Source organism: Mesorhizobium sp. M4A.F.Ca.ET.090.04.2.1, from assembly GCF_003999085.1.
Lineage (GTDB): Bacteria > Pseudomonadota > Alphaproteobacteria > Rhizobiales > Rhizobiaceae > Mesorhizobium.
On sequence record NZ_RZOT01000228.1, the window covers coordinates 1 to 8,929 of the forward strand.

Consider the following 8,929-nt stretch of genomic DNA (forward strand, 5'->3'; position numbering starts at 1 on the left):
AGCGCGCCAACAAGCGCACGGCCAAATACCTGCTCGGCATGCCGCTGCTCGCCGACTGGCTGGAGGAAGGGCTGGAAGCGATCGGCGCGTAACGCGTTGGTAACCGATTGTGATCGCGACGCCGCCCCTCCAGGGCAACTTTGCCGTGCCGGCGCCGTTTCCGGCCGATGGCAACGCTGAGCTTTTCCGGATTTTGCAGACTGACGCTGCCCTTGCTGGCGGCAACCTTGCTAGCGACGCCGGCCGACGCCAGGCATCGTCACAGGCAGCCGCTGACACCGCGTATGGAGCAGCCGTTGACGCAGCGGGCCGATCAGCCACTACGGCCGAGGGCCAAGCACCGCCAGAGATCGCGGGGCAAGCGGCATATCGCACCAAAGCAGACGCAATGGCAAAGGCAGGACCAGCCGACCTCGCCCGCCGATGTTCCGGTGCCAGAGCCGCGTCCAGCGGAAGCGCCAAAGGCCGACGCGACAACGACGGAAGAGCAGAAGGCTGCAGGTCCAAAGCCCGCTGGCGCAGCCGACCGGCTCAATCAAGAAAAGTCTCGTCAGGGAAAGCAGGCACGTCCCGAGCCTTCGGGGCCGGAGCCGTCACCCGATATCGAAAGCGAGCCTGAGCCGCCGACCGTGGTGCCGATTCCGACACAAAGACCCGACACCGCGGAGCCGGTGGCCGAACCGCCCGCTGTCGCACCGAAGCCACCTGAAAAACCGGCTGATGCCGACAACAACAAAATGCTGCCCGATCCGCGATCGGCCGATCGTCCTGCCGACAAGATGCCTCAGGACGAAGTGGCCTGCCGCGAGCGGCTGAAGGCGCTCGGCGTCGAATTCGAGGAGCATAAGGCGGAAAGCAATCCGGAAATCGGTTGTTCGATCCCCTACCCTATCATTTTGAAAACGCTCGGCAAATCTGTCGGCATCGGCTCCGGCACCGAACTCAATTGCCAGATGGCCGAGGCTGCCGCCCGCTTCACCGTCGATGTGATCCAGCCGGCGGCGAAAGCCGAATTCGGCGTAGATCTCAAATCGATTACCCAGGCCTCGGCGTTTGTCTGCCGCCCGCGTAACGGAACGAGAAAGCTGTCGGAGCATGCCTTCGGCAATGCGCTCGACATCGCCTCCTTCACGCTGTCCGACGGACGAAAGGTCGAGATCGGCCCAGTGCCGCCCGAAAAGGATGCAAAATTCCTGAACAGTGTGCGCAAGGCCGCCTGCGGGCCGTTCAAGACCGTGCTCGGTCCCGGCGCCGATGCCGACCATGCACTGCATTTCCACTTCGACCTCGAGCAGCGCCGCCATGGCGGAACGTTCTGCCAGTGAGTGGATGCGAAGAACAGGCGCCGCAATTCGGCCCCAGGCGTGAATGCGGGCGCTGATCTTTCCTTTACTCTTGCCGACTAGACTTGTGCCATCCGGGGACAGGATACCTTTCGATGGCCGGAAGACTTGGCGCCATGCCTGCCATGGCGCGACAGAACAATCGTGCGCGCTCCGTTGCCGCCAGGCAGGTGATGCTGCTTGCCATCGCGGCCGTATCGGCCTGCAACACCGGCGATGTGTTTGCGCTGCAGCCGGCCGTCGACGTCGGCAGCCAGACCGCCGCCGTGCCCGAGACGCCCCAATATTCCGCGCCCCAATATTCCGCGCCCCAGTATTCCGCGCCCCAATATACCGGCATGCAGCGCCTCGTCCCCTCCAACCCCTATATGACCGCCGCCTATCCGCGCATGGACGAGCCGATGTCGCCGGCCGAGCAGATGCCGCAGAGCGAAGTCGATTGCCGCAACGAATTGCGGCGCCTCGGCGTCGTATACACCGACGTGCAGCCGATCCATGAGGGCCAGTGCGGCATCGACTATCCGGTCAGGGTCTCGGCCATCGGCAGCGTCGGGATGAAGCCCTCCGCCACGCTGACCTGCAACATGGCCGCCACCTTCGCCACCTGGACCAGGAACGAGCTCGTGCCGGCCGCCCGCTGGCGGTATTTTTCGGGCGTGAAGACCATCCACCAGGGATCCAGCTATTCCTGCCGCAACATCGCGGGCGAAGGTGTCTTGTCGGAACATGGCAAGGGCAACGCGCTCGACGTGATGAGCATTGAGCTCAACAACGGCGATGACATCGACGTGCGCAAGCCCGGCCTGTTCGCCTTCCGCACCCGCGGCTTCCTCAACAATGTCCGCGCCGACGGCTGCCAGTATTTCACCACGGTGCTCGGCCCTGGCTATAATTACGACCACCGCAACCATTTCCATTTCGACATAAAGAACCGCAGGAGCGGCTATCGCGCCTGCCGCTGACCACCTGCGGTTCCCTTTGCCCAACCGATGCAACGGCGCATAAAATGATGCATGCGTTTGGGAGTGGCCTCTCGTGAGTAAGCGAAGCCTTCGGCGGCGCGCGGCGATCTGGCTGGCGGCACTTTGCGCCGGATATCTCGGGTTGGCCTACGTCGCCGCGCCGGAATTCTGGACCTGGCGCGAGCGCGGCTACCGCACGCAGCATTTCGAGATGGTGACGCATACGCCGCAAGGCATTCCGGGCGACCCGATCAATGTCGGCCTTGTCGGCACCGAAAAGGAGGTCGTCCACGCCTTTGCGGTCGCCGGCTGGGACACGGCCGACGCCATCACGCTGAGAACCGCCATCGACATCGGCGAAAGCGTGCTGTTTTCCCGGCCCTATCCCGATGCGCCGATGAGCAGGCTGCTGTTCGAAGGCCGCGCCCAGGATCTCGCCTTCGAAAGGCCGGTCGGCGACAGTGCCGACCAGCGCCACCATGTCCGCTTCTGGCAGACCAACACGGTTGGCGATGACGGACGCCCGCTCTGGCTGGGTGCGGCGAGCTTCGACCGCGGCGTCGGCCTCAGCCACGACACCGGGGCGATAACCCATCACATCGGCCCCGACATCGATGCCGAGCGCGACTTCCTGATCGGCGATCTCACCAATGCCGGCATGCTGGCCTCGACCAGCGAAATCGCCGGAATCGGTGCGACGAAAACGGGCCGCAACGGCGGCGGCGATCCGTATTTCACCGACGGCAAGGCAGTGATCGGGGTATTGAAACCGCTGCCGTGACGGAACCGGTGGAGGTCAGGTCGTGGTGATGACGACCTTGCCGAACGGGCCTTTTTCCAGACAATCGAAGGCCTGCGGCACCTCGTTGAAGCCGAAGACTTTGTCGATGACGGGCTTGATGCCGAGCGCCTCGACCGCCTGGTTCATGCGCTCGAAGCTGCGGCGATGGCCGATAGAAATGCCTTGCACGGTGAGGCGATTGCGCAAGAAGGGCAGGATTGGAAAGTTCAGCTCCATGCTGCCGAGCAGGCCGATCACCGTCAAGCGGCCGTCGGCGGCAAGCGCATTGATCGAACGCCGCGCGTTGTCGCCGCCGATCATTTCCAGCACGTGCTTGACACCGGCGCCATTGGTCTGCTCGCGCGCAACCTCGTCCCATGCCGGCTGGCTGCGATGGTTGATCACCTGCCAGGCTCCGAGTTTGCTCGCCCTGGCGAGCTTGTCGTCGCTGCTTGACGTAACGATGGCGCGCAGGCCGAAGGCAGCGGCGAACTGCAGTGCAAACAGCGACACCCCGCCAGTGCCCTGGATGAGCACGGTTTCGCCCGCCACCGGCTTTGTCGCCTCGGCCAGCGCGAACCATGCCGTCAGCGCCGCGATCGGCAGCGTCGCAGCCTCGGCGTCGCTCAGCGACGGCGGCGCCAGCACCGCGGCATCCTCGCCGAGGATCACGTATTCGGACAGCGTGCCCGGCAGCGAGGAACCCAGCGTGTGCTTGTGCAGCACCGGCGGCGCATCGCCATCCGGCCAGTCGGCGAGCACCTGGCCGAGCACGCGCTGTCCGACCTGAAAGCGGAGGACATCGCTGCCCACGGCCACCACTTCGCCAACGGCGTCGGACGTCGGCACGAAGGGAAAGCCCAGGTCGGGGATCAGCACGCCGTCCACGATCATCCGGTCCTTGTAGTTCAGCGACACCGCCTTGGTGCGCACCAAAAGATCGCGCGGGCCGGGTTCGGGTATCCTGCCGTCCACCAGTTGCAGCTTTGACAGGCCGAACCCGCTCATCTGCCAGGATCTGTTGATGTTGATGCTCATCTCGGTCCGCCTCCGCGTTTTGATCGGGATGCGGAATAATTAAGCGATCAAACTATGGAAAATAGTGCCTCTATGCGGTATATTTGGATACTGATTGAAGATAAAAATTCTACAATAGGAGAGCGCCGTGGAGGCGGCCAGCCTGCAAGGCATCCTCGCTTTCGTGCATGCGGTCGAGGCTGGCAGCTTTACCGGCGCCGGCGAGCGCCTGAACGTTACGAAATCGGCAGTCGGCAAGTCGATCGCGCAACTGGAGCGGCGGCTGGCGGTCCGCTTGCTCAATCGCACGACCCGAAGCCTCAGCCCGACCAGCGAAGGCCTTAGCTACTACGAGGCCTGCGTCAGGGCGCTTGCCGAGATCGACGCCGCGCAATCGTTGCTCGCTTCGCGCCGGCAGGTGCCGTCAGGCAAGCTGCGCGTCGACGTGCCGCTCGCCTTTGGGCGCAGATGCGTCGCGCCCGTCCTGTTCGGCATCGCCAGTCGCCACCCGGATCTGACGATGGAAATCTCGTTCAGCGATCGGCGTGTCGACCTGATCGAGGAGGGCATTGACCTCGCCATCCGCATGGGCGATCTCGACGACAGCCTGTCGCTGGCGGCAAGGCGCATCTACACGCAGCGCTCGGCTATCTGCGCGGCTCCGGCCTATCTCGAGCAGCATGGCCGGCCGCAGTCGATCGAGGACCTCGCCGGCCACAGCATCATCGTCTATGGCCGCAACGGCATCGTCCATCCTTGGATGGTGAGGCATGCCGATGGCCATATCGGCAAATTCCGGCCGCAGGCGCGGCTGATCCTCGGCCACGGCGAACCGATGCTGGATGCCGCCCTCGCCGGCTGCGGCATCACTTTCCTGCCGACATGGCTGACCGCCGACAGCCTCAGCAGCGGCGAGCTCGAAACTGTCCTGTCGGATTGTCTCATAGAAAACATCGTCGTCCATGCGATCTGGCCGGTGACGCGCAATCTCGCGCCCAAGGTGCGTGTCGTCGTCGATGCGCTGGTCGAGCACTTCTCATCGCCGCCCTGGGACCACCCCTGGAGCAGTGACCTCGAAAAATAGCGGCCCCGCTATTTTCGAATGCACTGCGGCAATGCTATTGACCCTTCATGCTTTATCTTGAAATCGCCATCGTGACCGTCCTCATATGCGTGAACGGTCTTCTGGCAATGTCCGAACTTGCCATCGTTTCGTCACGCCCTGCCCGCCTCAAGGCAATGATCGACCGCAACGTTAAGGGCGCTGGCCGCGCGCTGGCGCTCGGCTCCAACCCCGGCAAGTTCCTGTCATCGGTGCAGATCGGCATCACCCTGGTCGGCGTTCTCTCCGGTGCCTTTTCCGGCGCCACGCTGGGCGAGCGGCTGGCGGCATTGCTGGCATCGAACGGCGTGCGCGAAACCATTGCCGATCCGCTTGGCGTCGGCATCGTCGTCGCGATCATCACCTACGCTTCGCTGATCGTCGGCGAGCTCGTGCCGAAGCAGATCGCGCTGCGCGATCCCGAGCGGGTTGCCGTCCGGGCGGCGCCCGCGATGACCGTCCTCGCCACCGTCTCGGCGCCGCTCGTCTTCCTGCTCGACATTTCCGGTCGCGCCGTCCTCTGGCTGCTCGGCCAGCGCGGCGAGAGCGAAGAGAAGGTCACCGACGAGGAGATCAAGATGCTGGTCGCCGAAGCCGAGCATCACGGCACCATCGAATCAGACGAGCGCCGCATGATCGCCGGCGTCATGCGGCTCGGCGACCGCGCCGTGCGCGCTGTGATGACGCCGCGCACCGAGGTCGACTGGATCAACCTGCAGTCAGACGAGGCGGCCATCAAGAGGCTGCTGATCGAGACCCAGCATTCGCGCCTGCCCGCGGGGGACGGCAATGTCGACGCCATGGTCGGCGTCGTCCAGACACGCGACGTGCTGGCCGCGATCCTCGGCGGCAAGGTGCTGGAGCCACGCCAGCATGTGCGCGCCGCGCCCATCGTGCACGACCAGGCCGATGCGCTGGACGTGCTGCAGAAGCTGAAGGAATCGGACGTGCCGATGGCGCTGGTCCATGACGAATACGGCCATTTCGAAGGCATCGTCACGCCGGCCGACATTCTGGAAGCGATAACCGGCGTCTTCCGCTCGGACCTCGATGCCGGCGAGGAGGAAAACGCCGTCAAGCGCGAAGACGGCTCGTGGCTGCTCGCCGGCTACATGCAGGCCGACGAGATGGCCGAGGTGCTCGGCATCGACCTGCCCGAAAACCGCGACTACGAGACCGTCGCCGGCTACGTGCTGTCGCATCTGCATCACCTGCCGGCGACCGGCGAATGCGTCGATGCGCAGGGCTGGCGCTTCGAGGTCGTAGACCTCGACGGCCGCCGCATCGACAAGCTGATCGCAACGCGCCTGCCGGACAGTCACCGGCAGATCGCGCGCTGACATTAGGCGGCGCTAAGCCCCCTATGGCGCGAGACCTTCTCGCGGTTGCCGCAGGTGCGCATGCTGCACCAGCGGCGTTTGCCGCCGCGCGACGTATCGAGGAAAAGCCAGCCGCAGCGAGGACAGGAATGCAGCCTGTCCCGCGGCAAGCTGAAGAAGGCTTCGACCGACAGCAAAGCAAGGAACGCGGTGACGGCATCCGGGTCCCGCCACTGGCTTGGCTGCGGTCTGGTGTCGTGCAAGTCGACCGACCCGGTGGCTAGCGGGCTCGCCGCGCATGAGAACAGGACGCTGAGCGCCTCGGTCGCGGACGGTTTGCCCGCGGCGATCGGCTCAAAAATCTGAAAAGACGCTTCACGGACTTCGCGAACCCGTTCCACGAAGCGCCCATCTTCGATCTCGGAAACGGCCTGCGCCTGGTGATGGTCGGCAAGCCCTGAAGCCATGAACCAGTTGGCAACATCCTGGGTCGACTTGAACAGTTCATTGTCGGGCGCCGGCACGCGCCGGTCGAACACGGCGTTCGACAGGTCCAGGGCGGAATGCCCGCCTATGAAGTGCTCCGGCACCCATTCGGTGTGTGTCTGCGCCATGGAACATAACCCTATTAACCGCATTATGCAGTTACGATGTAACCGTAATCATACAGATATGTGGTTTCAAAGCCAGAGCGTCGCCAGCAGCACGGGGCCATGGGAGACAGACGATGCGAACCGATCCTTACAAGACACGGCACGAAACCATCCGTGCCGACGGCCTCGACATTTTCTATCGTCATGCCGGCGACCCGGACCGTCCGGCAATCCTGCTGCTGCACGGATATCCGACTTCCTCACATGTCTATCGCAACATCATCGAGCCACTGGCCGAGACAGCCTATGTGGTGGCACCGGATATGCCCGGTTTCGGCTTCTCGTCCGCCCCTTCCACCGACGCCTATGACTACACGTTCGAGAACCTCGCCAACACGATCGAGGCATTCATTGAGGCCCTTGGTCTCGAGCGGTTCTTTCTCTATATCACCGACTTCGGCGCGCCCGTCGGTTACCATCTCGCGACACGACGGCCGGATCGTATCCTCGGCCTGATCGTCCAGGACGGCAATGCCCATGAGGAGGGGCTGGGACCGGCTTGGGACGCACCCAAGGTGTTCTTCGCCGAACCGACGGACGACAACCGCGCCAAGCTGCCGGACTGGATGAATTTCGAGGGCACCCGCAACCAGTATATCGGCGGTCTTCCAGAACGTCTGAAGGTCTTGTTTCCGCCCGAGAGTTGGCATCTCGACACCGAGCGCCTGGAGAGGCCCGGAAACACTGACATTCAGTTCGAACTCTTCACAGATTATGGCTCACACATCGCGCGCTTCCCCGCCATCCAGGCCTACTTGCGCAACCACCGGCCAGCTTGCCTTGTGCTGTGGGGCCGCCATGATGCCTTCTTCGCGGTGGATGAGGTCATGGCCTACAATCGCGACCTCCACGCCATCGAAATCCATGTCTTTGAAAGCGGCCACATGCTGCTTGAGACGCACCATCGCCAATGCGCGGCGCACATCGCTCACTTCATGCACGAGGTGGAGACCGGGGTCTTTCGCGATTCCGAAAAGCGCTGACCGCGACGGTCAAACGGCTGCCTCGATCGGCTCGGCAAGTTTCGGGTTTGCCCGCGCGGCGATCAGGCAGCCGGCGACGATCAGGCATGCTCCCGCGAGCGTCGTCCAGGTGACCGCCTCGTCGAGGAAGAACCAGCCAAACGCGATCGCCCAGATGAAGGCCGAATATTCCGTTGGAATGAGATATTGCGCTTCGGCGCGGGCGTAGGACCAGCTCATCAGGAATTGGCCGGCAAGCGACAGCGCTGTCACTCCGGCCAAGGGAAGCCAAAGATTGGCTGGCAGGGCGACGGCGAGCCACGGCGCGGCGAGGCCGAGGATGATTGCAACGGCCAAGCTCTGGAAGAACATGATCTCGACTGGTTTGGCCACCAGCGCCTGTTGCCGGGCGAGGATCAGGTTGTAGCCGTAGAACACCGTCGATACGAGCACCGCCGCCGTGCCCAGCAGGGCGTCTTGCGAATAGCTTGCCTGCCCGAACTGGCGCGACACGATGATCGCCACGCCAACGATGCCGGCGATCGATGCCCAGATTGCCTCCCGCCGGACTCGCTCGCCCAGCAACAACGCGGCGAGGAAGAGAGCGATCAACGGCGCAACGAAGCTGAGCCCGACGGCCTCCGCGAGTGGCAGCCTGCCAAGCCCCCAGAAGAATGATATCAGGACGATGCCGACAACCATGGCCCGCAGGGCATGTAGCCTCAGCACCGCAATGGTTGGCAGCGAGCACGATCCCGCTGACCAAGCTGCGCCCGCGACTGCAGTCGCG

The 8,929-nt window shown here is 63.8% G+C and carries 10 protein-coding genes; 7 read left to right on the forward strand and 3 right to left on the reverse strand.

Going from position 1 to position 8,929, the window contains the following annotated elements; all coding sequences use genetic code 11:
- From EN781_RS17205 to EN781_RS17220, 4 genes are all read left to right on the forward strand, one after another.
- The coding region (locus tag EN781_RS17205) for a DUF3775 domain-containing protein (protein ID WP_127400175.1) at positions 1–92 on the forward strand (92 nt) is incomplete at its 5' end.
- Positions 93–284: 192 nt separating this feature from the next.
- On the forward strand, positions 285–1,325 hold the full coding sequence (locus tag EN781_RS17210) for an extensin family protein (RefSeq protein WP_126059387.1): 1,041 nt from the start codon (positions 285–287) through the stop codon (positions 1,323–1,325).
- A gap of 113 nt (positions 1,326–1,438) precedes the next feature.
- Positions 1,439–2,305 (forward strand): extensin family protein, encoded by an 867-nt coding sequence (locus tag EN781_RS17215; RefSeq protein ID WP_126058732.1) that lies wholly within the window; start codon positions 1,439–1,441, stop codon positions 2,303–2,305.
- Positions 2,306–2,378: 73 nt separating this feature from the next.
- Positions 2,379–3,086, forward strand: coding sequence for an LssY C-terminal domain-containing protein (locus EN781_RS17220; RefSeq protein WP_126058731.1), 708 nt, complete (start codon positions 2,379–2,381; stop codon positions 3,084–3,086).
- 15 nt (positions 3,087–3,101) lie between these two features.
- On the opposite strand, the gene EN781_RS17225 is transcribed toward EN781_RS17220, so the two are convergent.
- Positions 3,102–4,124, reverse strand: a complete 1,023-nt coding sequence (locus tag EN781_RS17225; RefSeq protein WP_126058730.1) for an NAD(P)-dependent alcohol dehydrogenase — start codon at positions 4,122–4,124, stop codon at positions 3,102–3,104.
- A 127-nt stretch (positions 4,125–4,251) separates the two neighbouring features.
- Here EN781_RS17225 and EN781_RS17230 point away from each other — a divergent pair, with 127 nt between their 5' ends.
- Together EN781_RS17230 and EN781_RS17235 are read left to right on the forward strand one after the other, a co-directional pair.
- The gene (locus EN781_RS17230) at positions 4,252–5,187 is read left to right on the forward strand and encodes a LysR family transcriptional regulator (RefSeq protein ID WP_127400176.1); all 936 of its coding nucleotides are present in this window, start codon (positions 4,252–4,254) and stop codon (positions 5,185–5,187) included.
- 47 nt (positions 5,188–5,234) lie between these two features.
- Positions 5,235–6,545 carry a hemolysin family protein gene (locus tag EN781_RS17235; RefSeq protein WP_126058728.1) on the forward strand — a complete coding sequence of 437 codons (1,311 nt, stop codon included), beginning with the start codon at positions 5,235–5,237 and terminating at the stop codon, positions 6,543–6,545.
- Positions 6,546–6,547: 2 nt separating this feature from the next.
- On the opposite strand, the gene EN781_RS17240 is transcribed toward EN781_RS17235, so the two are convergent.
- Entirely contained in the window at positions 6,548–7,114 is a 567-nt protein-coding gene (locus EN781_RS17240; RefSeq protein WP_245455416.1) for a CGNR zinc finger domain-containing protein, read from the reverse strand.
- 137 nt (positions 7,115–7,251) lie between these two features.
- Between EN781_RS17240 and EN781_RS17245 the strand changes: the two genes are divergently transcribed.
- Positions 7,252–8,160 (forward strand): alpha/beta hydrolase, encoded by a 909-nt coding sequence (locus EN781_RS17245; protein WP_126058727.1) that lies wholly within the window; start codon positions 7,252–7,254, stop codon positions 8,158–8,160.
- A gap of 9 nt (positions 8,161–8,169) precedes the next feature.
- On the opposite strand, the gene EN781_RS17250 is transcribed toward EN781_RS17245, so the two are convergent.
- A partial coding sequence (locus tag EN781_RS17250) for a DMT family transporter (RefSeq protein ID WP_145965534.1) occupies positions 8,170–8,929 on the reverse strand: 760 nt, incomplete at its 5' end.